Consider the following 22913-nt stretch of genomic DNA (forward strand, 5'->3'; position numbering starts at 1 on the left):
AGCCCCGCGAACCCGGCCCGACCGCACCGCAGCTCCTAGACCTCCTCCACACTCAGGTCCGCCAGTCGGGTCGGGGCGGTGATGATGTCGATCGCGGCGATGCGGCCGGACACGAAGGTGAAGGCCAGCACCCGCTCCGGGCGGCCGTCGGCGAACACCGCCAGGCCGGTCGCGCCGTCCACCAGCACCGGGCGCGCGACACGCGCCAGGTGCGCGAACGCCGCCGCGCCGGCGGCGACCCGGGCCGCGCCGCTGTTCACGCCCTGCTCCGTGCGGGCCACCACGTCCGGGTCGAGCACCGCGAGCAGCCCGTCGAAGTCGCCGTCCCGGGCGGCGGCCAGGAAGGCGTCCACCACCTCCCGCTGGCGGGCCAGGTCGGCCTCCGGGGCCCGCACGCCCCGCACCCGGCGCCGGGCCCGGCTGGCGAGCTGCCGGGCCGCGGCCGGGCTGCGCCCGAGGATGCCCGCGATCTCGGCGAAGGGCACGCCGAACAGGTCGTGCAGCACGAACGCCAGCCGCTCGGCCGGTGCGAGCGTGTCCAGGACGACCAGCAGGGCGAGCCCCACGGAGTCGGCGAGCAGCGCGCCGTGCGCCGGGTCCGGCCCGGTGTCCGGCGCCGGCCGCCAGCTCTCCAGCGGCTCCTCGCCCCGGGAGCGGCGGGCGCGGAGCACGTCGAGGCAGACCCGGCCGACGACGGTGGTGAGCCAGCCGCCGAGGTTCTCCACCTCTGCGGTGTCGGACCGGCTCAGCCGCAGCCACGCCTCCTGGACGGCGTCCTCGGCCTCGGCGACGGAGCCCAGCATGCGGTAGGCGACGGCCCGCAGGTGTCCGCGGTACGCCTCGAACCGCTCGGCGAGGAAGTCGTGGTCGGTCATCGCTGCTCAGGCCTCTTCCGTCATCGTCCACGGGCGCGCTCGTACGACACCCTGACGCCGGAGGACCCGGGAATGTGACTCGCCCGCGACATCCGTCCCAGCCGGTGGCCGCGGGTCACTCGCGCGAAGGCGCCGCGACCTCCGTCCCAGCCGGCGACCGCCGGCCACCCGCGCGAAGGCGCCACGGCCGCCGTCCCAGCCGGTGACCGCCGGCCACCCATACGAAGACGCCGCCGCGCGCCCGCTACCCCCAGTCGCGGCCCGTGCGGCCGCGCTTGGTCTCCGCGCGCTGCTTCTTCTCGCGCAGCCGCCGCTCGTTGATGCCGCGGGGGATGCGGGTGGGCCTGCGGGGCTTCGGCGGCGGCGCGGTGGCCTCCGCGAGGAGCGCGGCGAGGCGTACGGCGGCGGTCTCGCGGTTGCGCCACTGCGAGCGGTGCTCGGAGGCCCGTACGGACACCACGCCGTCGACGAGACGGCCGGCCAGCCGGTCGAGCGCCCGTTCCTTCCACACCGCCGGCAGCGCCTCGGTGCGGGCGAGGTCGAACCGCAGCTCCACCTGGGAGTCGCTGGTGTTGACGTGCTGTCCCCCGGGCCCCGACGACCTGGAGAAACGCCATATCAGCTCGGCCTCGGGAAGCGAGACGGAGCCACGGATGAGATAGGGCCCGGACATGTGCTCCATGTTCCCGGCCCGACCCGGCGCACGTCACCCCGATTTCGCGCGCCGGACCCCGGCTCGGTAAAAAAGGTAAAGCGAGCCGGAACCCACGGGACCCTCCGCGACGTTGTCCCGGGTGACGGTAGCTTCGTCGGTAGCTTCCGTCGGCACAGATCGTGCCCGGATATGCACGGTATCTAAGGAAGGGACTCCCAAATCATGGCTGTAAGCCTGTCCAAGGGTGGCAACGTCTCGCTCACCAAGGAGGCTCCGGGCCTGACCGCCGTCACCGTGGGCCTCGGCTGGGACGTCCGCACCACCACCGGCACGGACTTCGACCTGGACGCCTCCGCCATCGCGGTGAACGGGCAGGGCAAGGTCTACTCGGACGCCCACTTCGTCTTCTTCAACAACAAGCAGACCCCGGACAGCTCGATCGTCCACACGGGCGACAACCGCACGGGTGAGGGCTCCGGCGACGACGAGGCGATCAACGTCAACCTGGCCGCGCTCCCGGCCGACATCGACAAGATCGTCTTCCCGGTCTCCATCTACGACGCGGAGAACCGCAGCCAGAACTTCGGCCAGGTCCGCAACGCCTACATCCGCATCGTCAACCAGGCCGGCGGCGCCGAGATCGCGCGCTACGACCTGTCGGAGGACGCGGCCACCGAGACGGCCATGGTCTTCGGCGAGCTGTACCGCAACGGCGCGGAGTGGAAGTTCCGCGCGGTCGGCCAGGGTTACGCCTCGGGCCTGGTGGGCATCGCGCAGGACTTCGGCGTCAACGTCTGAGCCCCTCCCGCGCGAGGGCTGTCCGGCACCGCCGGGGAGCCCTCGCGGCCCCGGCGGGCCTCACCCCACCCGCGGGAAGCGGGCCTGGAGGGTCCAGACGGCCGGGTTCTCCGCCAGGCCCTCGTGCAGGTCGGTGAGGTCGGCGAGCAGGTCGTGCAGGAAGTCCCGGGCCTCCCGCCGCAGTTCGGCGTGGGAGAAGGTCAGCGGGGGTTCTTCGGCCGGGCTCCAGTCGGACGTGATGTCGACCCAGCCGAAGCGGCGCTCGAAGAGCATCCGGTCGGTGGACTCGGTGAAGTCCAGTTCCGCCCGCTGCGGCCGGGCGGCCCGCGAGCCCATCGGGTCCCGGTCCAGCCGCTCCACGATGTCGCACAGCGCCCACGCGAAGTCCAGCACCGGCACCCATCCCCAGGCTGTGGACAGTTCCCGGTCGGCCTCGGTGTCCGCGAGATAGACGTCCCCGCAGAACAGGTCGTGCCGCAGCGCGCGCACGTCCGCGCGCCGGTAGTCGGTCTGCGGCGGGTCCGGGAACCGGTTGGAGAGGGCATAGCCGATGTCGAGCACGGTGAGATGGTGTCACGCCCGCCCTCCGGCCCCCGTCTCCGATCCGCCCGGCCCGGCCGGGGGCCCGCCTAAGATCACTGACATGTCCAGGTCCGTACGCCGTGTTCCGGCCGTCGCCGTCCTGCTCGCCCTCGTCCTCACCGGCACCGCGTGCGACGGCGGGGTGCGGGGCACCCCGGGCGCCTCCGGCCTCGGCGACCCGTACTTCCCCCGGGCCGGCAACGGCGGCTACGACGTCGACCACTACGACATCGCCCTGGACTACACCCCGGCCACCCGCCGTCTCACCGGCACCGCGGTCATCACCGCCCGGGCCACCCGGGACCTGTCCGCGTTCCGCCTCGACCTCGCCGGGCTGCGCGTCGGCTCCGTCCGCGTCGAGGGCGCCGCCGCCCGGTGGAGCCGCGCCGGCCAGGAACTCACCGTACGCCCGCGCGACGACCTCGCCCAGGGCGAGACCTTCCGCACGACCGTCCGCTATTCGGGCACCCCGCGCACCCTCACCGACCCCGACGGCTCCGAGGAGGGCTGGCTGCCCACCGCCGACGGCGCCCTGGCCCTCGGCGAACCCGTCGGCTCCATGACCTGGTTCCCCGGCAACCACCACCCCTCCGACAAGGCGTCCTACGACATCACGGTCACCGTCCCCCAGGGCCTGCAAGCCGTGTCCAACGGCGAGTTGACGCAAGCGACCACGCGCGGCGGCCGCACCTCCTACCACTGGCATCCGGCCCAGCCCATGGCGAGCTACCTCGCCACCGTCGCCATCGGCCACTACGACATCGCCCGCACCACCGGCCCGCACGGCCTGCCCGTCCTCACCGCCGTCGACCCCCGCCAGGCCCGCGCGAGCGCCGGGGTGCTCGCCGAACTGCCCGGGATCCTCGACTGGGAGGAGTACAACTTCGGGCCGTACCCGTTCTCCTCCGCCGGGGTGATCGTCGACCGCCCCGGGGACACCGGCTACGCCCTGGAGACGCAGACCCGGCCCGTCTTCCCCGGCGACCAGTTCGACACCGGCACGCTCGTGCACGAACTCGCCCACCAGTGGTACGGCGACTCGGTCGGCCCCGCCTCCTGGCGGGACATGTGGCTGAACGAGGGCTTCGCGACCTACGCGGAGTGGCTGTACGACGAGGACCACGACGGGCCCACCGCCCAGGAGACCTTCACCCGCCTGTACGAGGGCGACCACGAGGCCGTCTGGGCCTTCCCGCCGGCCAGGCCGTCGAGCGCCGCGCACATCTCCGACAGTCCGGTCTACGAGCGCGGCGCGATGGTCCTGCACAAGATCCGCCAGAAGGTCGGCGACGACACCTTCTACGACATCATCCAGGGCTGGGCCGCCGCCCGCCGCCACGGCACCGCCGGCACCGCCGCCTTCACCGCGTACGTCGAGAAGAAGGCCCCGGAGCGGGACTTCGGCGAGATCTGGCGGGACTGGCTGTACGGGGACGGCAAGCCGGACCGCCCGTGACCAACCGCCCGGCCGCCGCCCCTCAGCCCTCCACCCGGATTCCCAGCTCCGCCGCCAGCACCGGGGCCAGATCCAGCAGCTGACCGGTGCTGACCACCGCCCCGGACAGCCGGTCCAGACCGCGGGTGATCTCCAGGGGCGCGGCGCCCCGCAGGTCGACGTCCGTCAGGGCGACGTTGCCGAAGTCGGCGCCCGTGAGCGCGCAGTCCACGAACTCCACCCGCTCCAGGCGCGCGCCCGCGAAGTCCGGCTCGACCAGCACGCAGGACTCGAAGACGACGTCCTTCAGGCGGGCCTCGCGCAGATTCAGGAAGTCGATCTTGCCGCCGCGGACCACGACCCGCTCCAGCACGGCGCCGTGCATCTGGGCGCCGCCCAGGCGCGCGTCGACCAGCTCGACGTCCCGGAACGCGGACTCCGCGAGCTGGGTGCCGACACCGCGCAGCCCGGTCAGCACCGAGTCCAGCACCCGGGCCCGGCCCAGTGCCGTGCCGTCCACCGCGCAGCCCGTCAGCGCGCAGTCCATGAACCGGGCGCCCCGCGCGTCCTGCCCGGTCAGGTCCCGCTCCCGGAACTCCAGCCCGTCGTAGTCGCCGTCCGGCTCCAGCGCGTCCCCGTCCCAGGGGTCCAGGGCCGGCAGCCGCACCTCCGCCCGCCGCGCGCCCCGTACCGCCGTCCGGTCCGCCGCCCGGTTCCCGCTCGTTCGCCTCACCATGCCCCCATGCTGCACCCCGCCACTGACAGTCCGTCCCGAGCCCGCGGAAGGCGGGGATGTCACACACGGCGAGGCACCGGCCGTCCTCCCCGTGGAGCAGGTGGGCCGACCCGCGCGGCCGTCCGGCCGGTCGCGCCGTAGCGCCCCGCGCGCGGTCCGGTGGCGTCCGCCGGAGGTCAGTGCCGGCCCGCCACCCGGTCCGCCGCTCGCGCCAGCCGGGAGGACCGCAGGCCCGGGCGCAGGCGTTCGCGCCGGTCGGCGGCGCGGTAGGTGGCGTACATGCCCTGGACGCCCAGCCAGCGCAGCGGTTCCGGCTCCCACCTGCGCACCTTGTGGTCCACCCAGGGCAGTTCCGTCAGCTCGGTCCGCCCGCCCTGGCCGGAGTCCCGCCGGAGCAGGTCGCGCAGGGTGCGGGCGGCCAGGTTGGCGGTGGCGACACCGGAGCCGACGTAGCCGCCCGCCCAGCCCAGACCGGTGGAGCGGTCCAGCGTGACGGTCGCGCACCAGTCGCGCGGCACGCCGAGGACGCCCGACCAGGCGTGCGCGATCCGGACGCCGGCCAGCGACGGGAAGAAGCGGGTAAGGATCTCGCGCAGCGCCTCGACGGTCGCCTCCTGGGTGCGGCCGTCGTTGTCGGTGCGCGAGCCGAAGCGGTACGGCACCCCGCGCCCGCCGAGCGCGATCCGGCCGTCCGCCGTGCGCTGGGCGTACATATAGGCGTGCGCCAGGTCGCCCAGGGTCTCCCGGCCCGCCCAGCCGATCGCCGCCCACTGCTCCTCGGTGAGCGGCTCGGTGGCGATCATCGAGGAGTTCATCGGCAGCCAGGTCCGCTTCTGGCCCTTCAGGGAGGCGGTGAAGCCCTCGGTGCAGCGCAGGACGTAGGGCGCGCGGACCGTGCCGTAGGGCGTGACCGCGTGCCGGGGCCGGATCTCCGTCACCGGCGTCGACTCGTGGACCGTCACGCCGAGCGCCTCCACGGCCGCCGCGAGTCCCTTCACCAGCTTCACCGGGTGCAGCCTGGCGCCGTGCGGGGTCCAGGCGGAGCCGACCGCGTCCGCGACCCGGATCCGCGCGGCGGTCTCCCGGGCGCCGTACAGCTCCCGGTCCTGCTCGCCGAAGGCCAGCTCGTGCTCGTGGAACGCCCGCAGCCGGGCCCACTGCGCGGGGGTGGTGGCCACTTCCAGGACACCGCCCTGGTGCACGTCGGCGTCGATGCCCTCCGCCGCGGCGACCCCGACCACCTCGGCCACCGTGTCGTTCATCGCCTTCTGGAGCCGTACGGCGGCCTCGTGGCCGTGCAGCCGCGCGTACCGGTCCCGGCCCGCGATCCCGTTGTACAGCCAGCCGCCGTTGCGGCCGGAGGCGCCGTACCCGCAGAACTTCTGCTCCAGCACGGTGATCCGCAGGAAGGGCGCCGCCTTCTTCAGGTAGTACGCCGTCCACAGGCCCGTGTACCCGCCGCCGACGATGACGACGTCCGCGCTCGCGTCCCCGGACAGCGGCTCCCGCACCGCCGGAAGACCGTCGTCCGCGTACCAGAACGAGACACCGCCGTTGACGGCACCGCTTGCCGAGCTGCTCATGGCCGGGACGTTAACCCCTGGGCCCGGCCGGTGTCTCCTTCGGATTCCATGCTTTTCCCCGCCCTCTGACCAGCGGATAGCAGGCGAGGCCGATCAGCGCCGCGACGAAGTGGCCGATATCGGTGAAGGTCGGCCCGGCGGTCAGCGGCAGGGCGAACACGGCGAGCACCGCCGCCAGGTACGCGTACCGCCAGGGCGCCGCGATCCGGTAGCCGAGCACCGCGATCACCCCGGCCAGCGCGTAGCTCACCCCGATGTCCAGGGTGTGGACCGCCGTGAGCGGCGCCCGGCCGCGCCGGATCGCCGTCAGCAGCACCGCCTCGCTGACCAGCGAGGCCAGCACGTGGGCGAGCGCGCACACCGCCAGCCAGCGGGCCGTGCCCAGCCGGCGTTCGGCCGGCGCGTGGAACACCGTGTACAGGACGGCGTACGGCAGCCAGTGGCCGCTCTCGTTCCACATCGCGCTCGCCACCAGCACCCGCACCGGGTCGCGCGACAGCTCGTGCAGATTCGTCGACCGGTGCCGCAGGAAGTGCTCCTCGAACTCCGGCGGCATGTGATGCAGCACCACCGTCGTGATGAAGAGGACACTCAGCCACACATAGGTGCCGGGAGCACCGCGGACGAACGCCCACACGCCGCCCAGGGCCCGGTGAATTCGCATGGTCCGATTCACACACGGCGGTATCGCCCGGCCCGTGACCGACATTCCCGCGGGGCCGGCCGGGGCACCGGAGCGGTACCACGGCCCGCCGGGGCGGGAGTTCGCCACCGCGCCGCCGGCAGAAAAAGGCCCCGGTGGAAGCGGATTCCACCGGGGCCTGCGCGAGCCCCCTGTCGGATTCGAACCGACGGCCTTCGCTTTACAAGAGCGGCGCTCTGACCAGCTGAGCTAAGGAGGCGTGCACCGGGGTGCTCGTGCAGTCTACCCAGGTCTCCGGGGCGCCCCGGAGAGAATTTCCGTGAAGTTCACCTCGGCCGAAGTACTGACAGAGCGTGTGAACGCCAGGTACCGTCTCGATCCAGTTCACCCCGGTGGACTACACCAACCACCTTCCTACAACGGATCGTCCGGCACGTTCCTGCCGGTAGAAGGGGGCCCATCACCATGGCCACTGTCACGTTCGACAAGGCGACCCGGATCTACCCGGGTTCCACCAAGCCCGCCGTCGACGCGCTGGAGATCGCGATCGAGGACGGCGAGTTCCTCGTCCTGGTCGGCCCGTCCGGCTGCGGCAAGTCCACCTCCCTGCGGATGCTCGCGGGTCTGGAGGACGTCAACGGCGGCGCCATCCGCATCGGCGACCGCGACGTCACGCACCTGCCGCCCAAGGACCGGGACATCGCCATGGTGTTCCAGAACTACGCCCTCTACCCGCACATGACGGTCGCCGACAACATGGGCTTCGCGCTCAAGATCGCCGGCGTCAACAAGGCGGAGATCCGGCAGAAGGTCGAGGAGGCCGCGAAGATCCTCGACCTCAGCGAGTACCTGGACCGCAAGCCGAAGGCGCTCTCCGGCGGTCAGCGCCAGCGTGTCGCCATGGGCCGCGCGATCGTCCGCGAGCCGCAGGTCTTCCTCATGGACGAACCGCTGTCCAACCTGGACGCCAAGCTGCGCGTCTCCACCCGTACGCAGATCGCGTCGCTCCAGCGCCGGCTCGGCATCACCACCGTCTACGTCACCCACGACCAGGTCGAGGCCATGACGATGGGCGACCGGGTGGCGGTCCTCAAGGACGGTCTGCTCCAGCAGGTCGACTCGCCGCGGAACATGTACGACAAGCCCGCGAACCTCTTCGTCGCCGGCTTCATCGGCTCGCCCGCCATGAACCTGATCGAGGTCCCGATCACCGACGGCGGCGTGAAGTTCGGCAACAGCGTCGTGCCGGTCAACCGGGACGCCCTGAAGGCCGCCGCCGACAAGGGCGACCGCACGGTGACCGTCGGCGTCCGTCCCGAGCACTTCGACGTGGTCGAGCTGGGCGGCGGCGCCGCCGCGTCCCTGTCGAAGGACACCGCGGACGCCCCGGCCGGCCTCGCCGTCTCGGTGAACGTCGTCGAGGAGACCGGCGCCGACGGCTTCGTCTTCGGCACCGTCGAGGTCGGCGGCGAGCAGAAGGACCTCGTGGTCCGCGTCAACAGCCGCGCCGTGCCGGAGAAGGGCTCCACGCTGCACGTGGTGCCGCGGCCGGGCGAGATCCACGTGTTCTCCACGTCCACGGGCGAGCGGCTGACCGACTGACCCTCGCGGCGCGAGACGCCCCGTCGTGAAAGGCCCCGCGGTCCGACCGCGGGGCCTTCCGCGTCGGCGGCGGAAAACCCCCGGCGCGGTGATCATTCCGAGCGGCGGAGTCAACCCATTACCCCGAAAACAGCCCGTTCTCATCCCCCATAAGGGTGACGCATTGTCCTCACGCCATTACCGGGCGCTAACCTCACACGCGTGAAGCACTCCACCACCCCACAGACGCGACGCGGCCACCGGGGCGGCCCTGCCCGCCGTATCGGCCGCACTCTCGCCCTCGTCCTGCCCGTCGTCCTGGTGCTCTCCGGGACCCTCGCCGTCACCCGGGTCAACTGGACGGGGAGCCCCGCCGGCCCGATGCTGGCCGCCTCCGACATCTCGGCGGCGAAGGCCCCCGCCAAGACGGCCCGCGCCCCGCAGGACGTGCTCCGCGACCAGCTGCTGAGCGAACTCCGGGAGCAGGACCCGGGCGTGGCGCTCACCCACCTCCAGCGGGCCGTCAACGGACGCCCCGCGCTGGCCCGGCACTGCTCCTCCATCGCCCGCGCCCTCGGCACGGCCGCCGTCCGCATCTACGGCGCCACGCGCGCCCAGTCGTACGCCCGGCCCGTGTGCGACACCGCCTTCGCCTCGGGCGTCCTGGCCGCGCACAGCTGAGGCGGGAGTCCGGCGACGGGCCCGCCGGGGAACCCGTTGCCGACCGCACACCGTGGCGGGGCGCCACGTACAGTGCGGTCATGACCCATCCGAGCGCCGCGTCGCGCCCCACTCAAGCCGTGGTCCTGGCCGGTGGCCAGGGCTCGCGGCTGCGTCCGTACACCGACGACCGGCCCAAGCCGATGGTCGAGATCCCCGGTACGGGCACGCCGATCATCGGCCATCAGCTGACCTGGCTCGCCGAGGAAGGCGTGACGGACGTGGTGGTCTCCTGCGGCCACCTCGCCGACGTCCTGCAGAAGTGGCTGGACTCGGCCGACCTGCCCGTCTCCGTCACCACCGTCGTGGAGACCGAGCCCCTCGGCCGCGGCGGCGGCCTGCGCTACGCCGCGGCCCGGCTGCCCCATCCCGACCGGCCCTGGTACGCCACCAACGGTGACATCTGGACGCGGTTCTCCCTGCGGGACATGGCCGACTTCCACACCGAGCGGGACGCGGTCGCCACGCTGGCCCTGGCCCGGCCGCGGATTCCCTGGGGAGCCGTGCGGACCGACGGCTTCGGGCACATCACCGACTTCATCGAGGCGCCCCCGTCGACGTTCGAGATCAACGCGGGCGTCTATGTGTTCTCCCCCGAGTTCACCTCGCTGCTGCCCGAGCGGGGAGACCACGAGCGGACCACGTTCCCCCGGCTGGCCCGGGAGCGGAAGCTGGCCGGGTTCACCATTCCGCAGGGTGCGTACTGGCGGGCCATCGACACGGCGAAGGACCTGACGGAGGCGGCCAGGGAACTGGCCGCCCTGGGACGCTAGCCGGCGCTGTCGCACCACGCGGAAGGGGCCCTGTACCTCCTCGGTACGGGGCCCCTTCGCCGGTGTGCTCCTCAGCCCAGCAGGCCGCCCACCAGGCCGGGCTGGCCGGTGGCCGTGCTGCCGCCCGTGGTGCTGGTGCCACCGCCGCCGCCCGTCGACGTGGTGCCGCCGCCGGTCGTGCTCGTGCCGCCCGTGCCGGTCGGGCCCGCCGTGGTGCTCGGCGCGCCGCCGCCGGTGGGGGCGCTCTGGCGGGGCGGGACCTGGCCCGTGGTGCCCTGGGTCTGGCTGGGGGCCGCGGTGGTGGCGCCGGTGGTGGCGCGGCTCGGACCGGTCGGCGTCGCCGACCCGGTGGGACTCGCGCCGGCCGTGGCGCCGTCCGTCGGGGCGGTGGAGGCCGCCGGGGCCTTGCTGGGCCGCTTGCCGGGCTCCTGCGGGAGCGGGGAGCCGGGCAACTGGTTGCGCGGGGCCTCGCCGGGTCCGGGGACGACCACGCGGCCGGAGTCGCGGACCGCGCCGCCCAGCACGGAGCCGATCAGCAGGGTCAGGCCCACGGTGACGGACGTGATCAGCGCGCCGCGGCGCAGCACGTAGCGGCGCAGCTCCCAGATGTCGGAGCGGGGGCCGAGCCGGCGCCAGGCGCTGCCCGCGAGCCGGCCGTCCACGGAGTAGACGGGGGCGCCCGCGATGATCAGCGGGGACCAGGCGGCGAGGTAGATGATGTCCGGCGCGTCGTAGACCTGGACCGTCTTCCAGCTGACGGTGACGATCAGGGCGGCCGACAGGAGCGCGCCGACGGCCGCGGCCACGCGCTGCCAGCAGCCCAGGACGGTCAGGACGCCGACGACGACCTGGAGGAAGGCGATGACCAGGCCGGAGCCGACCGGGTGGTGCAGCGCGAACTGCCGCAGCGGCTCGGCCGCGTCCCACGGGTGCAGGGTGTTCAGCCACTTGACCATGGAGCCGCGTTCGCCGCCGTCGAAGTAGACGGGGTCGCACAGCTTGTTCATGCCGGCGTAGCCGGAGATGAAGCCCAGGAAGACGCGCAGCGGGAGGAGGACCACGCCCAGGTTCATCCGGCGGCCCGGGTAGTAGGCGTGCCGGGCCGGGTCGTCGCCCTGGCGCCTGGCGGGGCGCAGACTGACGGTGTCCGTGTCCGTGTCCGTGTACGGCTCCGGGCCGGTCCCGGGGCCGGCCGGGTACGCGTCGTACGCGTAGGCGTCGTACGGGTCGTGGCCGGTGTCGGCCGGCGGGTCGTAGGCACCGGTGGCCGTGCGCATGTGCGGCAGCAGGCGGGTGCCGTCGGCGTCGGGGGCGGTGCGCTGGTGGCCGACGACCGGGGTCTCGACGGTCTGGTCGAGTGCGGCGTAGCTGTCGGCGTAGCCGGTCTGGAGGCGCGGGATGACCTGGGTGGCGCCGGGCTCGGGCTCGTCGGCGTGGCGGACGCTGCCCCGCACGGCCTGGAGGAGGCGGTGGGCGCCGGTGTCGTCGGGGGCGGACCTGCCGCTCCACACGACGGGGCGGCGGCGGCCGGCGGGCCCGGCGGTCCGGCCCGCGGTGCCCAGGACGGGCTGGCGGGCGGTGTCCTGGCCGGCGCTCAGGTGCCGGGCGATCCGCGGGGACTGGACGCCCCTGGCCGTCGCGCCCAGCTGCACGCGGAAACTGGCGTGATTGACGATGACCTGCGCCGGATCGCTCGGCACCTTCACCATGCTCAGCGCGGGAGCGTCGTCGTAGCCTGACGAGCGGTCCCCCGTGGGTGTGCGGGGTGTTCTGGTGTCCACACTCATCTAACAGAGTGACGTGGTGTTAGGACACTGCTTTGACCGGCCCGATGTGTCCGGACCGCGTCAAAGCCGTCCCGGACGCCACCCGCACGCCCGGATCGGCCCGCGCGGGTGACGTCCCGGACGGGTGTCCGGTCCGCCGGGGGCGCTCGTCAGCCGCGCATGCGCGCCGTCTCGTACAGCACGACGCCCGCCGCCACACCGGCGTTGAGCGACTCCGCGCCGCCCGGCATCGGGATGCGGACCCGGATGTCGCAGGTCTCGCCGACCAGGCGGGACAGGCCCTTGCCCTCGCTGCCGACGACGATGACGACCGGGCCGCTCAGGGCCTCCAGGTCGCCGAGTTCGGCCTCACCGTCCGCCGCCAGGCCGACCACCGTGAGACCGGCCTTCTTGTACGACTCCAGGACCCGGGTGAGGTTGGTGGCGCGGGCGACCGGCGTACGGGCGGCGGTGCCGGCGGAGGTCTTCCAGGCGCCGGCGGTCATACCGGCCGAGCGGCGCTCGGGGACGACCACGCCGTGGCCGCCGAAGGCGCAGACCGAGCGGACGACGGCGCCGAGGTTGCGCGGGTCGGTGACCCCGTCCAGCGCGACGACCAGCGGGTCCTCGCCCTCCTCGGCGGCGGCGTCGAGCAGGTCCTCCGGGTGCGCGTACTCGTACGGCGGGACCTGGAGGACCAGGCCCTGGTGGTTCAGGCCGTTCGTCATGCGGTCCAGCTCGGGGCGCGGGGCCTCCATGAGGTTGATGCCGCCGCGCTCGGCGGCGAGCTGGAGGGCCTCGCGGACGCGCTCGTCGTTGTCGATGAACTGCTGGACGTAGAGCGTGGAGGCAGGGACGCCGCCGCGCAGCGCCTCCACCACCGGGTTGCGGCCGACGACCATCTCGGAGGCGGACCTGCCGCCGCCCCGGCGCTGCGGCGCGCGGGTCTGCGCGCGGCGGACCTTGGCCGCTGCGGCGCGCTGCTTGGCGTGTCCCTTGCGCATCTCGGCGGGCGGGGTCGGGCCCTTGCCCTCCAGGCCCCGGCGCCGCTGGCCGCCACTGCCGACCTGCGCGCCCTTCTTGCCGGACAAGCGACGGTTGTTCGCGGCCATGACCTACCTGTCTTCGTGAGCGTTCGTACGTACGTCTTATGCAGTGTGCCGCCCGGGGGGCCGGGCGGCACAATCGATCAAGGGGACGGCTAGCGCGTCCCGAGGCTCCAGCGCGGCCCCTGCGGGCCGTCCTCGATGGCCAGCCCGGCCTGTCCGAGCTGGTCGCGGATGGCGTCGGCGGTGGCCCAGTCCTTGCGGGCGCGGGCGGACTCGCGCTGGTCCAGGACCAGGCGTACGAGGCTGTCGACCACGCCTTCGAGGTCCTCGCCGCGGTCGGCGGCGCCGCCGGCCCAGTGCGCGTCGAGCGGGTCGAGGCCGAGGACGCCGAGCATGGCGCGCACCTCGGCGAGCCGGGCCACGGCGGCGTCCTTGTCGTCGGCGGCGAGCGCGCTGTTGCCCTGCCGGACGGTGGTGTGCACCACGGCGAGGGCCTGCGGGACACCCAGGTCGTCGTCCATCGCCTCGGCGAAGGCGGGCGGGACCTCGGCGGCCGGCTCGACGGTCTTCCCGGTCAGCTCGGTGACCCGCTGGACGAAGCCCTCGATCCGCGCGAACGCGGACTCGGCCTCGCGCAGGGACTCCTCGCTGTACTCGATCATGGAGCGGTAGTGCGGGGTGCCCAGGTAGTAGCGCAGCACGATCGGACGCCACTTCTTGACCATCTCGCTGACCAGCACGCTGTTGCCGAGCGACTTGGACATCTTGTCGCCGGCCATGGTGACCCAGGCGTTGTGCACCCAGTACCGCGCGAAGTCGTCGCCGTAGGCCTTGGCCTGGGCGATCTCGTTCTCGTGGTGCGGGAAGATCAGGTCCAGGCCGCCGCCGTGGACGTCGAAGGCGGAGCCCAGGTACTTGTGGGCCATCGCCGAGCACTCCAGGTGCCAGCCGGGGCGGCCGGGGCCCCACGGGGTCGGCCAGGTCGGCTCGCCCGGCTTCGCCGCCTTCCACATGGCGAAGTCGCGCGGGTCCCGCTTGCCGGTCTCGCCGTCGCCGGACGGCTGGAGCAGGTTGTCCAGCTCCTGGCGGGACAGCTCCAGGTAGCGGGGGAAGGAGCGGACGTCGAAGTAGACATTGCCGTCGGCCTCGTAGGCGTGCCCGCGCTCGATGAGGCGCTGCATCATCTCGACCATCTCGGGCACGTGGCCGGTCGCGCGGGGCTCGTACGTCGGCGGCAGGCAGCCGAGGGCGGTGTAACCCTCGTTGAACGCGCGCTCGTTGTCGTAGCCGATCGACCACCAGGGCCGGCCCTGCTCGTGGCTCTTGGCGATGATCTTGTCGTCGATGTCGGTGACGTTGCGGATGAACGTCACCTCGTAGCCGCGGTAGGCGAACCAGCGGCGCATGATGTCGAAGTTCAGGCCCGAGCGGATGTGGCCGATATGGGGTGCCGCCTGCACCGTGGCGCCACACAGGTAGATCGAGACACAGCCCGGCTTGAGCGGGGTGAAGTCACGGATCTGCCGGGCGCTGGTGTCGTACAGGCGAATCGTCACGACTCCAGAGTAGTGGGCGCCGACCAGTGCGATGCGCCTTCCCCGGCGGAACGCGCACCGCACCGCCCGGCCCGGCCTACCACGCGCCGGCCGGCCGGCGTCTCACAGGCGCCCGACCACCTTCCGCGGCCGGACCCGGACCACCACCCGCTGGGCGTCCTGGCCCGCGGACGGGTTGAAATCGGCGTAGTCCTTGCCGGTGTACTTGCGGCTGAGTTCGTCGATGAGTTCCTGGCCGCCGTCCGTCGTCGTCTCGGCGATGCCGCGGATCTCGGCGTACTCGTAGGGCTCGTCGGGGTTGAGGACGGCGACCGTCACCCGGGGGTCACGCTCCAGGTTCAGGTGCTTGCGGCGGTCGACCGTGGTGGAGAAGAGGAGGTCGTCGCCGTCGCGCGTCACCCAGACCGGGGACAGCTGCGGGCTGCCGTCGGGCTGGACGGTGCCGACGACGATGAACACCTTGCCGTCGAGCACGGACTTCAGGCGGTCGGACAGTACGGCGGACATGGGCACCCTCCGGAGTCCAGGGATCACTGGTGGTCGTGAGGGTACCCTCGCACGCGCTCAGCTCACCCGCACGACGAGTGCCGTCGCCACCGCCATCAGGCCCTCGCCCCGGCCCGGGAAGCCCAGGCCGTCGGTCGTGGCGCCGGAGACGGACACGGGCGCGCCGGCCGCCTCGGACAGGATCTTCTCGGCCTCGTCCCGGCGCTTGCCGATCTTCGGCCGGGGCCCGACCACCTGGACGGCGACGTTGCCGACGGCGAAGCCCGCCGCGCGCACGATCCGGGCGGCCTCGGTGAGCAGCGTGACCCCGGACGCGCCGGACCACTCGGGCCGGCCGGTGCCGAAGTGCTGTCCGAGGTCACCGAGTCCGGCGGCGGAGAACAGCGCGTTGCAGGCGGCGTGCGCGACCACGTCGGCGTCCGAGTGGCCGGCCAGGCCGGGTCCCTCGCCCTCCCACTTCAGGCCCGCGCACCACAGTTCGCGGCCCTCTTCGAAGGCGTGGATGTCGGTGCCGATGCCGACCCGGGGAAGCGGCGGTGCCTCAGAAGCCATCGGTCAGCCTCCTGCGGGCCAGCACCGCCTCGGCGAGGACCAGGTCCAGCGGGCGGGTCACCTTGAAGGCCTCCTCGTGGCCGGGGACGGCGACGACCGTCAGCCCCAGCCGCTCGACCATACCCGCGTCGTCGGTGACCTCGTCGGTGACGGTCTCGTGGGCGCGGACCAGGGTGGCCCGGTCGAAGCCCTGCGGGGTCTGCACGGCGCGCAGCCGGGCCCGCTCGGGTGTGCCGGCGACCGGCTCCGGGTCACCGGGCACGGCCGCGGGCTCGACCTCCTTGACCGTGTCGGCCAGCGGCAGCGCGGGCACCACGGCGGGGGCACCGTCGCGTACGGCCTCGACGACCGCGTCGACCGTGTCGACCGGGACGAGCGGCCGGGCCGCGTCGTGGACCAGCACGATCCCGTACTGCGGCGGCAGCGCCTCCAGGCCGAGCCGGACCGACTCCTGGCGGGACTCCCCGCCGGGTACGACGAGGAAGTCCGTCCGCTCGGGCAGCGCGTGCGCGTCCAGCAGCGACTTGACCTCGGTGGCGCCCTCCGGCGGGGCCACGACGACGACCAGCGAGACATGGCGGGACGCGGCGAGGGCGCGGACCGCGTGGATGAGCATGGGAGTGCCGTTCAGCGCGCGGAGCGCCTTGGGGGCGCCCGGGCCGAGGCGCACGCCTCGGCCGGCGGCGGGAATCACGGCGGCGACGGGGCTCTGCGCGGGCGTGGCGCGCGATTCGTCAGACATCGGTTCCTGTCAGGTTTGTGTGCTCGACCTACGTGGGTATGGCCTCAGGAGTGCCGGGCGCGACGCCTTGACCGGACCCTTTCCGTGACCCTGGTCGAGCCATCCGCCCGGGCCCGGCACGTCGAGTATCGGGGGGTTGATCCGCAGGCTTCCCGGGGGACACCGAGCACGCGCCGCGGGGACGAAGATGCCGCAGCGCCCGGCGACAGGATCAGTGTCATCGGGCACCGCGGCATCTTCACTGTGCTGAGCGTGCCGGAAGCGAGGGTTCGCTGCCGCTGCGCGTCAGGAGGCGAGCACCTCGTCGAGCAGGGCCTCGGCCTTGTCCTCGTTCGTGTTCTCCGCGAGAGCCAGCTCGCTCACCAGGATCTGGCGGGCCTTGGCGAGCATGCGCTTCTCACCGGCGGACAGTCCGCGCTCGCGCTCGCGACGCCACAGGTCACGCACGACTTCCGCGACCTTGATGACATCGCCGGAGGCGAGCTTCTCCAGGTTTGCCTTGTAGCGACGGGACCAGTTCGTGGGCTCCTCGGCATACGGCGCGCGCAGTACCTCGAAGACCCGGTCCAGTCCGTCCTGACCGACCACATCACGCACGCCGACGAACTCCGCATTGTCCGCTGGCACACGCACCGTGAGGTCACCCTGGGCGACCTTCAGCACCAAGTAGGTCTTGTCCACGCCTTTGATCTGGCGAGTTTCGATAGCCTCGATCAGCGCGGCCCCGTGATGGGGATAGACCACGGTGTCGCCAACCTTGAACGTCATGTGACAGGTACCCCTTCCGTGGCTATCCAGGGTAACACGGATACGGCGTCTTCTGAATGGCGTTTTCGCAGGTCAGGGCATATCTCGGGGCTTGACAACAGTCACCGGGACGTGCTGCGGGGCCCCTGCGGAAGCGGGTAATCGCAGGTCGGAGGGGCTCTGCGGGCAAGGGGAAACGCGTACGTTACACGCTCCAGGAGGTCGCTCCAAGTGGCGGAACGTCCCGGTTCGTCCCGCCTCAAGCGTGCGACTTCCACTACTCCGTTCGGTGGCGGCAGGCGGATGTGAGCCGTTTCTGAAATTGATCAGCGACCACGGGTCGGGTGTCCCGTGATCAATTTCGGGAGGGTCGCGCATTCCTTCACGGAAAATCCGCGCGGGCCGTCGAGAGGCGCCCGCCGTCGCGTTATGTGAATGACAGACGAGCGGCCCCGCAATGTGGCCGCGGCGTCACTCGGCCCCCTCCGGGTACCCCCACCTGGAGGGAAGGCCGGGCCTTGGGGGAGGGTCGGGTGCGGCCGCCCGGGAACGGCTCGGTAACCTAAGCCCGCTGACAGACACTTAGGGCGGCTTTATCAGGGGAGCCGTCCGCGCGTTCAAGGAGTTGCCGCCGCCGTGAGCAGCAGCCTTCGACGCGGCGCCCTCGCCGCCTCCGCCATCGCCTTCTCGATCGCCTCGCTCGCCGCCTGCGGCGCCGGTAACAACGCCCAGACCCTGGAAGTCAAGCCGGACAACGCGGCGATCCAGGTGGGCACCATCAAGATCCAGAACGCCGTGGTCATCACCCAGCCCGACCTGAAGTCGACGGGTCCGGCGGTGGTCTCCGCGGCCGTGTTCAACAACGGCCGCAGCGCCGAGACCCTCCAGTCCGTCACCGTGGGGGGCAACGGCACGTCCGCCGAGCTGAAGCCCGCCAAGGGCCAGAGCCTGACCATCCCGGCGGGCGGCTCGCTGCTGCTCGGCGGCAAGGACAACGCCTCCGCGTCCCTGCCCAGCGGCCGGGAGGCCGTCCAGGACGGCAACGCCGAGAAGGTCACCTTCACCTTCAGCAAGGCCGGCAAGGTGACCCTGCGCGCGTTCGTGGTCCCGGCCACCAGCTACTTCGGCAAGTGGGGCCCGTCCGACATCCCGTCCGCCTCGGCGTCGGCTCCGGCGTCCGCCTCGGCGTCCGGCAGCGGCGCGCCCGGCTCCAAGCCCTCCGGCAGCGCCAAGCCGGGCAAGACCGGCGAGGCGTCCCCGTCCGGCAGCGCCTCCGGTACGCCCGCGACCCCGCTCGACTCGGCGTCGCAGTCGGCCGCGGGGCACTGAGCAGCGGCTTCTGCGGGCCGGGGCGGGCCGGCCGGGGCCGACCGGTCCTGGAGCGGCTCAGCCGGCCTCCGGCTGGTCGTAGACCCCGGTTGGTCGTAGATCTCGGCATGCGGCCCCGGCCGGTCGCGGGACGGCTCGTCGCCCGGCCCCGGCCGGTCGCGGGCCGGCGATACCGTCCCGGCCGTACGTATTGCAGGCGTCCGGCGTCGGCCGTACGTATTGCAGGCGTCCGGCGCCGTGACCCGGCCGCAGGACAGGCACGCAGCCGCCGACCGGCCGTAGACCAGACACCCAGCCGCCGACCGGCCGTAGACCAGACACCCAGCCGCCGACCGGTCGCAGGCCAGGCGGCTTCCGGTCCGGCCGGCCGGTCGTACACGCGAGGGCGGCGCCCCCCAGGGGGCGCCGCCCTTCGTCGTACCCGTACGGCTGGCCGCCGGCCTACGGCTCGAACTTGTAGCCCAGGCCCCGGACCGTCACCAGGTACCGCGGCGCGCCCGGGTCCGGCTCGATCTTGGCGCGCAGGCGCTTGACGTGGACGTCCAGGGTCTTGGTGTCGCCCACGTAGTCGGCGCCCCAGACGCGGTCGATGAGCTGCATGCGGGTGAGCACGCGGCCCGCGTTGCGCAGCAGCATCTCCAGCAGGTCGAACTCCTTCAGCGGAAGGTCGACCTTGGAGCCGGCGACGGTGACCACGTGGCGGTCGACGTCCATGCGGACCGGACCCGCCTCCAGCGCGGCCGGGGCGACCTCCTCCGGCTCGCCGCGCCGGCGCAGCACCGCGCGGATACGGGCGACCAGTTCCCGCGAGGAGAACGGCTTGGTGACGTAGTCGTCGGCTCCTATTTCGAGACCGACGACCTTGTCGATCTCACTGTCCTTGGCGGTCACCATGATCACCGGGACGTTGGAACGGCCGCGCAACTGGCGACAGACCTCGGTGCCGGGCAGGCCCGGCAGCATCAGGTCGAGGAGGACCAGATCGGCGCCGTTGCGCTCGAACTCGTCCAGACCGTCGGGACCGGTCGCCGCGACGGCGACCTCGAAGCCCTCCTTGCGGAGCATGTACGACAGGGCGTCGGAGAAGGACTCCTCGTCCTCGACGACGAGCACACGGGTCACGGAAGGACCTCCGGGGCGGGAAGCGAAGCGTACGGGGATGAGTCGGTGAGGCCGGCCTCGTCGTCGAGGCCGGGGTGCTGCTGTGCGCGGTCGCGGGCCGCGCCCGCCTCCGGCAGCCTGAGGGTGAAGGTGGAGCCCTGGCCCTCGGCGCTCCAGACCGTGACCTCCCCGCCGTGCGAGGCGACCACGTGCTTGACGATCGCGAGACCGAGACCGGTGCCGCCGGTGGCCCGGGAGCGGGCGGGGTCGACGCGGTAGAAGCGCTCGAAGATGCGCTCCTTGTCCCTGTCGGAGATGCCGATGCCCTGGTCGGTGACGGCCAGCTCGATCATGTCACCGCCCGGGGCGGCGATCCGCCGGGCGACGATCCCGACGCGGGTGCGGGCCGGGGAGTAGTTCACGGCGTTCTCGACCAGATTGCCGAGGGCGGCGGCCAGCTGCCCCCGGTTGCCCCAGACGCGCAGGTCCTCCACGTCGGCCTCGCCGCGCCCGCCGCCCTGGTCGGGCCCTTCGGCGGTCCACACGTTCGAGGCCATGGTGATCTGCTTGGTGCCGGCCTGGTGGCGGCAGCGGTCGATGGCCTCGGCGACCAGCTCGTCCACCCGGACGGGCTCGGCATCCTCCAGCGGGTCGTCGTTCTGCACCCGGGAGAGGTCGATCAGCTCCTGGACCAGGTTGGTCAGGCGGGTCGCCTCGATCTGCATGCGGCCCGCGAAGCGCTGTACGGCCTCGGGATCGTCGGAGGCGTCCATGACGGCCTCCGAGAGCAGGGAGAGCGCGCCGACGGGCGTCTTCAGCTCATGGCTGACGTTCGCCACGAAGTCGCGTCGTACCGCCTCGATCCTGCGGGCCTCGGTCAGGTCCTCGACCAGCAGCAGCACCAGGCGGGAACCGAGCGGGGCCACGCGCGCCGAGACGGCCAGGGCCTCGCCGCGGCCGGTGCCGCGCCGGGGCAGGTCCAGCTCGACCTGGCGTATCTCGCCGTCGCGTCTGGTGTCCCGGGCCATCTGGAGCATGGGGTCCACGGACAGCTTGCCGCCGCGCACCAGCCCGAGGGCGTAGGCGGCGGAGCTGGCCTTGACCACGGCGTCGGCCTCGTCGAGGACGACGGCGGAGGAGCGGAGCACCGACAGCACGGTGTCCACGCCGGGCGGGAGTACGGGATCGGTGTGCAAGGAAGTCCTGGTGGGTCGCTTCTGGTCGCGTTCGCTCCAGCGGAACGCCAGCATGGCGATGACGCCGGTGAGCACCCCGGCGATCGCTGCCGCTGCGGCGACCGCCGCGTTCACGTCCATGCCTCAAGGTTAGGCATGGGGTACGACATGCCCACAGCCGCCGAGGGGCGACCTCGAACACTCGTCGCCCAGAGTTCACCTGGGAGCCAGCACTGGTTCATTCGGGGTGGCGGAAACAGACGCGTACGGGGCACAGCGTGGAACGTGGGGGTCGTACCGCCGGTTTCACCAGGGGCGCACACATGACGTGACCGCGCCCGAACCCACAGGACACCCGAGATCTCCGAGCACCCGAGATTTCCGAGCTTTCCGAGCATCCGGGATCTCCGAGCACCCGGGATCTCATCGCCTCCGGGATCTCATCGGATCCGAGATCTCCAGGCAGCCGAGACCCGGGACCCCGAGACCCCCGAACGACGACGCACGAGAGGGAACCGACAATGCGGGACGCGTACCACGAGGAACTGGACTCGATCGGCGACGGACTGGTGGAGATGGCCCGGCTGGTCGGGTCGGCCATCGGGCGCGCCACGACCGCCATCCTCGACGCCGATCTGAAGCTGGCCGAGAGCGTGATCGAGGCCGACCAGAAGGTCGACGAACTCCAGCACGACCTGGAGGCCCGGGCGATAGCCCTGCTGGCCCGGCAGCAGCCGGTCGCGACGGACCTGCGCATAGTCGTCACGTCGCTGCGCATGTCCGCCGACCTGGAGCGCTCCGGGGACCTCGCCCAGCACGTGGCGAAGCTGGCGCGGCTGCGGTTCCCGGCCCGTGCCGTTCCGCAGGACCTGCACGCCACCATCCTGGAGATGGGCCAGCTCGCGCAGCGGCTGATGGCGAAGGCGGCCGAGGTGATCGTGACCAAGGACGTCGACCTCGCGCTCCAGCTGGAGCAGGACGACGACGAGATGGACCTGCTGCACCGCACGCTCTTCCAGCACCTGATCGACGAGCGCTGGAAGCACGGCATCGAGACGGCCGTGGACGTCACGCTGCTGGGCCGCTACTACGAGCGGTACGCCGACCACGCCGTGGCCGTCGCCAAGCGCGTCGTCTACCTGGTCACCGGCGAACACGCGGACGAACTCCAGCCGGACATCCAGCCGGCCACGGGGGTGGAGGGCGCGTAGCCCTCCGAGGGGCGGGCGGCTGGAGGGTCTCACGGCGCCGGTGTGGGGGTGCGCGGGTGTGCCGGTGCCGGTGCCGGTGCCAGTGTGCGGGTGGCCGGCGGTCGGCGCGCAAGACGGTCGACGGCCGCCGGCCACGCTGCTGCCGGACGCTCCGCTGCCCGGTGGTCCTGCCGCCGGGCGCCTCCGTGCGCCGTTGATGCGCCCGGCCGGTCGGGCATGGAATGGGCGAGGGCACCCCTGCCCCGAGGTATAGGAGGGACCCATGGCCGAATCCCCCGGCACCACGTCCGACCCGACGCAGGAGCGCGACACCGAGCAGTCCGCCGAGATCAGGAGCCTGCCGCTGTTCGGTGCGTGCGGCTGCGGCTCGGGCTGCGGCTGCGGGTGCCAGTCGGGCAACCCCTGCCAGTGCGGCTGAGCGACGACCCAGGGGCTGGTGTGAACGAGGTTCACACCAGCCCTCCGCCGTACCGGGCGCACCGGATGCCGTGCCCGCCGGCCGGGCGCAGCATGGACACGGGGGAAGCAACCGGAAGGCGTACGGTCATGGCCAGGTTCATCGACATCCACCGCGGCATGCGGGGCATCACGGCCGACCAGCTCATGGAGGCGCACCAGGCCGACCTGGCCGTCGAGAAGGACGAGTCCGTGCACTTCGAACACGCCTGGGCGGACCCGGAGTCCGGCACGGTCTACTGCCTCTCCGAGGCCCCCTCGGCCGAAGCGGTCCAACGCGTCCACGAACGCGCGGGCCACCGGGCGGACGAGGTGCATCCGGTGCCGCTGGAGGCGTGAGC

The 22913-nt window shown here is 72.7% G+C and carries 24 protein-coding genes and 1 tRNA gene; 9 read left to right on the forward strand and 16 right to left on the reverse strand.

What is annotated here, in order from left to right; all coding sequences use genetic code 11:
- Nucleotides 1–35 precede the first annotated feature (35 nt).
- Nucleotides 36–875 (reverse strand): sigma-70 family RNA polymerase sigma factor, encoded by an 840-nt coding sequence (locus ACH4OA_RS10870; protein WP_397968653.1) that lies wholly within the window; start codon nucleotides 873–875, stop codon nucleotides 36–38.
- Nucleotides 876–1119: 244 nt separating this feature from the next.
- Nucleotides 1120–1557: an alternative ribosome rescue aminoacyl-tRNA hydrolase ArfB gene (gene arfB, locus ACH4OA_RS10875; RefSeq protein ID WP_365872431.1), complete on the reverse strand. Its 438-nt coding sequence runs from the start codon at nucleotides 1555–1557 to the stop codon at nucleotides 1120–1122.
- Nucleotides 1558–1752: 195 nt separating this feature from the next.
- Between arfB and ACH4OA_RS10880 the strand changes: the two genes are divergently transcribed.
- Complete coding sequence (locus ACH4OA_RS10880; protein WP_365872429.1) at nucleotides 1753–2328, forward strand: TerD family protein; 576 nt, start codon at nucleotides 1753–1755, stop codon at nucleotides 2326–2328.
- A 60-nt stretch (nucleotides 2329–2388) separates the two neighbouring features.
- On the opposite strand, the gene ACH4OA_RS10885 is transcribed toward ACH4OA_RS10880, so the two are convergent.
- A complete protein-coding gene (locus tag ACH4OA_RS10885) occupies nucleotides 2389–2889 on the reverse strand; it encodes a hypothetical protein (RefSeq protein ID WP_365872427.1) in 501 nt (166 codons plus the stop codon).
- A gap of 82 nt (nucleotides 2890–2971) precedes the next feature.
- Between ACH4OA_RS10885 and ACH4OA_RS10890 the strand changes: the two genes are divergently transcribed.
- A complete protein-coding gene (locus tag ACH4OA_RS10890; RefSeq protein ID WP_397968655.1) occupies nucleotides 2972–4366 on the forward strand; it encodes a M1 family metallopeptidase in 1395 nt (464 codons plus the stop codon).
- 22 nt (nucleotides 4367–4388) lie between these two features.
- On the opposite strand, the gene ACH4OA_RS10895 is transcribed toward ACH4OA_RS10890, so the two are convergent.
- The 4 genes from ACH4OA_RS10895 to ACH4OA_RS10910 form a co-directional block, all read right to left on the reverse strand.
- Nucleotides 4389–5081 (reverse strand): pentapeptide repeat-containing protein, encoded by a 693-nt coding sequence (locus tag ACH4OA_RS10895; protein ID WP_397968657.1) that lies wholly within the window; start codon nucleotides 5079–5081, stop codon nucleotides 4389–4391.
- 176 nt (nucleotides 5082–5257) lie between these two features.
- Nucleotides 5258–6664, reverse strand: coding sequence for an NAD(P)/FAD-dependent oxidoreductase (locus ACH4OA_RS10900; protein WP_397968659.1), 1407 nt, complete (start codon nucleotides 6662–6664; stop codon nucleotides 5258–5260).
- Between the two features lie 10 nt (nucleotides 6665–6674).
- The gene (locus ACH4OA_RS10905) at nucleotides 6675–7328 is read right to left on the reverse strand and encodes a rhomboid-like protein (RefSeq protein WP_397968661.1); all 654 of its coding nucleotides are present in this window, start codon (nucleotides 7326–7328) and stop codon (nucleotides 6675–6677) included.
- A 164-nt stretch (nucleotides 7329–7492) separates the two neighbouring features.
- Nucleotides 7493–7566: transfer RNA gene (locus ACH4OA_RS10910), tRNA-Thr, on the reverse strand.
- Nucleotides 7567–7772: 206 nt separating this feature from the next.
- Here ACH4OA_RS10910 and msiK point away from each other — a divergent pair.
- From msiK to ACH4OA_RS10925, 3 genes are all read left to right on the forward strand, one after another.
- On the forward strand, nucleotides 7773–8909 hold the full coding sequence (gene msiK, locus ACH4OA_RS10915; protein WP_365872413.1) for a diacetylchitobiose ABC transporter ATP-binding protein MsiK: 1137 nt from the start codon (nucleotides 7773–7775) through the stop codon (nucleotides 8907–8909).
- Nucleotides 8910–9110: 201 nt separating this feature from the next.
- Nucleotides 9111–9569 carry a hypothetical protein gene (locus ACH4OA_RS10920; RefSeq protein ID WP_397949004.1) on the forward strand — a complete coding sequence of 153 codons (459 nt, stop codon included), beginning with the start codon at nucleotides 9111–9113 and terminating at the stop codon, nucleotides 9567–9569.
- A gap of 80 nt (nucleotides 9570–9649) precedes the next feature.
- The gene (locus tag ACH4OA_RS10925) at nucleotides 9650–10381 is read left to right on the forward strand and encodes a nucleotidyltransferase family protein (RefSeq protein ID WP_365872409.1); all 732 of its coding nucleotides are present in this window, start codon (nucleotides 9650–9652) and stop codon (nucleotides 10379–10381) included.
- A 71-nt stretch (nucleotides 10382–10452) separates the two neighbouring features.
- On the opposite strand, the gene ACH4OA_RS10930 is transcribed toward ACH4OA_RS10925, so the two are convergent.
- The 7 genes from ACH4OA_RS10930 to ACH4OA_RS10960 form a co-directional block, all read right to left on the reverse strand.
- Entirely contained in the window at nucleotides 10453–12168 is a 1716-nt protein-coding gene (locus tag ACH4OA_RS10930) for a DoxX family membrane protein (RefSeq protein WP_397968663.1), read from the reverse strand.
- 149 nt (nucleotides 12169–12317) lie between these two features.
- Nucleotides 12318–13259, reverse strand: a complete 942-nt coding sequence (gene rlmB / locus ACH4OA_RS10935) for a 23S rRNA (guanosine(2251)-2'-O)-methyltransferase RlmB (protein WP_397968665.1) — start codon at nucleotides 13257–13259, stop codon at nucleotides 12318–12320.
- An 89-nt stretch (nucleotides 13260–13348) separates the two neighbouring features.
- On the reverse strand, nucleotides 13349–14752 hold the full coding sequence (gene cysS, locus ACH4OA_RS10940) for a cysteine--tRNA ligase (RefSeq protein WP_397968667.1): 1404 nt from the start codon (nucleotides 14750–14752) through the stop codon (nucleotides 13349–13351).
- 102 nt (nucleotides 14753–14854) lie between these two features.
- Nucleotides 14855–15259 carry a PPOX class F420-dependent oxidoreductase gene (locus ACH4OA_RS10945; RefSeq protein WP_365872401.1) on the reverse strand — a complete coding sequence of 135 codons (405 nt, stop codon included), beginning with the start codon at nucleotides 15257–15259 and terminating at the stop codon, nucleotides 14855–14857.
- Between the two features lie 57 nt (nucleotides 15260–15316).
- Nucleotides 15317–15811 carry a 2-C-methyl-D-erythritol 2,4-cyclodiphosphate synthase gene (ispF, locus tag ACH4OA_RS10950; protein WP_365872399.1) on the reverse strand — a complete coding sequence of 165 codons (495 nt, stop codon included), beginning with the start codon at nucleotides 15809–15811 and terminating at the stop codon, nucleotides 15317–15319.
- Nucleotides 15801–16553, reverse strand: a complete 753-nt coding sequence (gene ispD / locus ACH4OA_RS10955; protein ID WP_397942526.1) for a 2-C-methyl-D-erythritol 4-phosphate cytidylyltransferase — start codon at nucleotides 16551–16553, stop codon at nucleotides 15801–15803. Before ispD ends, ispF begins: the two co-directional genes overlap by 11 nt.
- 285 nt (nucleotides 16554–16838) lie before the next feature.
- Nucleotides 16839–17321 (reverse strand): CarD family transcriptional regulator, encoded by a 483-nt coding sequence (locus tag ACH4OA_RS10960; protein WP_003953493.1) that lies wholly within the window; start codon nucleotides 17319–17321, stop codon nucleotides 16839–16841.
- 615 nt (nucleotides 17322–17936) lie between these two features.
- On the opposite strand from ACH4OA_RS10960, the gene ACH4OA_RS10965 reads away from it, so the two are divergent.
- Nucleotides 17937–18629, forward strand: a complete 693-nt coding sequence (locus ACH4OA_RS10965) for a DUF461 domain-containing protein (protein ID WP_397968669.1) — start codon at nucleotides 17937–17939, stop codon at nucleotides 18627–18629.
- A gap of 441 nt (nucleotides 18630–19070) precedes the next feature.
- Here ACH4OA_RS10965 and ACH4OA_RS10970 read toward each other — a convergent pair whose 3' ends face one another.
- Together ACH4OA_RS10970 and ACH4OA_RS10975 are read right to left on the reverse strand one after the other, a co-directional pair.
- On the reverse strand, nucleotides 19071–19751 hold the full coding sequence (locus ACH4OA_RS10970; protein WP_030612283.1) for a response regulator transcription factor: 681 nt from the start codon (nucleotides 19749–19751) through the stop codon (nucleotides 19071–19073).
- Nucleotides 19748–21046 carry an ATP-binding protein gene (locus ACH4OA_RS10975; RefSeq protein ID WP_365872393.1) on the reverse strand — a complete coding sequence of 433 codons (1299 nt, stop codon included), beginning with the start codon at nucleotides 21044–21046 and terminating at the stop codon, nucleotides 19748–19750. The genes ACH4OA_RS10970 and ACH4OA_RS10975 overlap by 4 nt, the downstream gene beginning before the upstream one ends.
- A 380-nt stretch (nucleotides 21047–21426) precedes the next feature.
- On the opposite strand from ACH4OA_RS10975, the gene phoU reads away from it, so the two are divergent.
- The 3 genes from phoU to ACH4OA_RS10990 all read left to right on the forward strand — a co-directional run bounded on the left by phoU (nucleotide 21427) and on the right by ACH4OA_RS10990 (nucleotide 22911).
- Nucleotides 21427–22116 carry a phosphate signaling complex protein PhoU gene (phoU, locus tag ACH4OA_RS10980; RefSeq protein ID WP_365941519.1) on the forward strand — a complete coding sequence of 230 codons (690 nt, stop codon included), beginning with the start codon at nucleotides 21427–21429 and terminating at the stop codon, nucleotides 22114–22116.
- A 262-nt stretch (nucleotides 22117–22378) separates the two neighbouring features.
- Nucleotides 22379–22534 carry a hypothetical protein gene (locus tag ACH4OA_RS10985; RefSeq protein ID WP_397942522.1) on the forward strand — a complete coding sequence of 52 codons (156 nt, stop codon included), beginning with the start codon at nucleotides 22379–22381 and terminating at the stop codon, nucleotides 22532–22534.
- Nucleotides 22535–22662: 128 nt separating this feature from the next.
- Nucleotides 22663–22911 (forward strand): SCO4226 family nickel-binding protein, encoded by a 249-nt coding sequence (locus tag ACH4OA_RS10990; protein ID WP_365881115.1) that lies wholly within the window; start codon nucleotides 22663–22665, stop codon nucleotides 22909–22911.
- The last annotated feature ends 2 nt before the right edge of the window (nucleotides 22912–22913 follow it).

Source organism: Streptomyces sp. NPDC017095, assembly GCF_044332325.1.
GTDB lineage: Bacteria > Actinomycetota > Actinomycetes > Streptomycetales > Streptomycetaceae > Streptomyces.

What these genes read in the sequence shown, in the direction of transcription:
- ACH4OA_RS10870 (WP_397968653.1), bottom strand. Translation starts at nt 875, where the DNA reads ATGACCGACCACGACTTCCTCGCCGAGCGGTTCGAGGCGTACCGCGGA.
- arfB (WP_365872431.1), bottom strand. Translation starts at nt 1,557, where the DNA reads ATGGAGCACATGTCCGGGCCCTATCTCATCCGTGGCTCCGTCTCGCTT.
- ACH4OA_RS10880 (WP_365872429.1), top strand. Translation starts at nt 1,753, where the DNA reads ATGGCTGTAAGCCTGTCCAAGGGTGGCAACGTCTCGCTCACCAAGGAG.
- ACH4OA_RS10890 (WP_397968655.1), top strand. Translation starts at nt 2,972, where the DNA reads ATGTCCAGGTCCGTACGCCGTGTTCCGGCCGTCGCCGTCCTGCTCGCC.
- ACH4OA_RS10895 (WP_397968657.1), bottom strand. Translation starts at nt 5,081, where the DNA reads ATGGTGAGGCGAACGAGCGGGAACCGGGCGGCGGACCGGACGGCGGTA.
- ACH4OA_RS10900 (WP_397968659.1), bottom strand. Translation starts at nt 6,664, where the DNA reads ATGAGCAGCTCGGCAAGCGGTGCCGTCAACGGCGGTGTCTCGTTCTGG.
- ACH4OA_RS10905 (WP_397968661.1), bottom strand. Translation starts at nt 7,328, where the DNA reads ATGCGAATTCACCGGGCCCTGGGCGGCGTGTGGGCGTTCGTCCGCGGT.
- msiK (WP_365872413.1), top strand. Translation starts at nt 7,773, where the DNA reads ATGGCCACTGTCACGTTCGACAAGGCGACCCGGATCTACCCGGGTTCC.
- ACH4OA_RS10925 (WP_365872409.1), top strand. Translation starts at nt 9,650, where the DNA reads ATGACCCATCCGAGCGCCGCGTCGCGCCCCACTCAAGCCGTGGTCCTG.
- ACH4OA_RS10930 (WP_397968663.1), bottom strand. Translation starts at nt 12,168, where the DNA reads ATGAGTGTGGACACCAGAACACCCCGCACACCCACGGGGGACCGCTCG.
- rlmB (WP_397968665.1), bottom strand. Translation starts at nt 13,259, where the DNA reads ATGGCCGCGAACAACCGTCGCTTGTCCGGCAAGAAGGGCGCGCAGGTC.
- ACH4OA_RS10945 (WP_365872401.1), bottom strand. Translation starts at nt 15,259, where the DNA reads ATGTCCGCCGTACTGTCCGACCGCCTGAAGTCCGTGCTCGACGGCAAG.
- ispF (WP_365872399.1), bottom strand. Translation starts at nt 15,811, where the DNA reads ATGGCTTCTGAGGCACCGCCGCTTCCCCGGGTCGGCATCGGCACCGAC.
- ispD (WP_397942526.1), bottom strand. Translation starts at nt 16,553, where the DNA reads ATGTCTGACGAATCGCGCGCCACGCCCGCGCAGAGCCCCGTCGCCGCC.
- ACH4OA_RS10960 (WP_003953493.1), bottom strand. Translation starts at nt 17,321, where the DNA reads ATGACGTTCAAGGTTGGCGACACCGTGGTCTATCCCCATCACGGGGCC.
- ACH4OA_RS10975 (WP_365872393.1), bottom strand. Translation starts at nt 21,046, where the DNA reads ATGGACGTGAACGCGGCGGTCGCCGCAGCGGCAGCGATCGCCGGGGTG.
- phoU (WP_365941519.1), top strand. Translation starts at nt 21,427, where the DNA reads ATGCGGGACGCGTACCACGAGGAACTGGACTCGATCGGCGACGGACTG.
- ACH4OA_RS10985 (WP_397942522.1), top strand. Translation starts at nt 22,379, where the DNA reads ATGGCCGAATCCCCCGGCACCACGTCCGACCCGACGCAGGAGCGCGAC.
- ACH4OA_RS10990 (WP_365881115.1), top strand. Translation starts at nt 22,663, where the DNA reads ATGGCCAGGTTCATCGACATCCACCGCGGCATGCGGGGCATCACGGCC.